The sequence below is a fragment of the Pseudomonas juntendi genome, assembly GCF_009932375.1.
In the GTDB taxonomy this organism is placed as follows: Bacteria; Pseudomonadota; Gammaproteobacteria; order Pseudomonadales; family Pseudomonadaceae; genus Aquipseudomonas; species Aquipseudomonas juntendi.
Map to the genome: position 1 here is coordinate 1 of NZ_BLJG01000184.1, position 1,148 is coordinate 1,148.

At 63.5% G+C, this 1,148-nt stretch carries 1 protein-coding gene; it reads left to right on the plus strand.

Going from position 1 to position 1,148, the window contains the following annotated elements; all coding sequences use genetic code 11:
- Positions 1-161 precede the first annotated feature (161 nt).
- The coding region (locus tag GYA94_RS20765) for an amino acid aminotransferase (RefSeq protein WP_161893000.1) at positions 162-1,148 on the plus strand (987 nt) is incomplete at its 3' end.

A 1,148-nucleotide genomic window follows, 5' to 3' on the forward strand; every position in this document is an offset into this window, starting at 1 on the left:
AGCTGGCTTGCCGGCGATTAGGCCATCACTGCCAGCATAAAACCCTGGCCATGCAATGTTGCATAGACAACCTTGCACATTAGTGGATGTTCCTGAGCCGTGTGTGCGGGTATGCTCAGGGCTGACTTTTCGTACTGTCCTGATCCAAGGAGCTGCACGCTGTGTTCAAACATGTCGATGCCTATGCCGGCGACCCGATCCTCTCGTTGATGGAAACTTTCAAGGCCGACCCGCGCGCCGACAAGGTCAACCTGAGCATCGGCCTGTATTACGATGAGGCCGGCGTGGTGCCGCAATTGGCGGCGGTGGATGCGGTGGAAAAGCGCATCGCCGGCCAGGACCATGAAGCGTCCCTGTACCTGCCTATGGAAGGCCTGGCCAGCTACCGTCAGGCGATTCAGGCGCTGCTGTTCGGCGCCGATCACCCGGCCGTGACGGGTGGGCGCGTGGCCACGGTGCAGACCGTGGGTGGCTCTGGCGCGTTGAAGGTCGGCGCCGACTTCCTCAAGCGCTACTTCCCGCAGTCGGAAGTCTGGGTCAGCAACCCGACCTGGGACAACCACCGCGCCATCTTCGAGGGTGCCGGCTTCAAGGTGCACACCTACCCGTACTTCGATCAGGCCACTCGCGGCGTCGACTTCGACGGCATGCTGGCCACCCTGCAAGCGCTGCCGGCCAATAGCGTGGTCCTGCTGCACCCGTGCTGCCATAACCCGACCGGTGCCGACCTGGCCCAGAACCAGTGGCAGCAGGTGGTCGAAGTGGTCAAGGCCCGCCAGTTGATCCCGTTCCTCGACATCGCCTACCAGGGCTTTGCCGAGGGCCTGGTCGAAGACGCCTACGCCATCCGCGAAATGGCCCGTGCCGGCGTACCGTGCCTGGTCAGCAACTCGTTCTCGAAAATCTTCTCGCTGTATGGCGAGCGGGTCGGTGGCTTGTCAGTGGTGTGCGACGACGCGGCCACCGCACAGAGCGTGCTGGGCCAGCTCAAGGCCACCGTGCGCCGCAACTATTCCAGCCCGCCCAACTTCGGTGCCCAACTGGTGGCTGGGGTGCTCGGCGATGCCGGCCTGAATGCCCAGTGGGCCGAGGAAGTCGAAGTGATGCGCAAGCGCATTCTGGATATGCGCCAGGCGCTGGTCGATGCC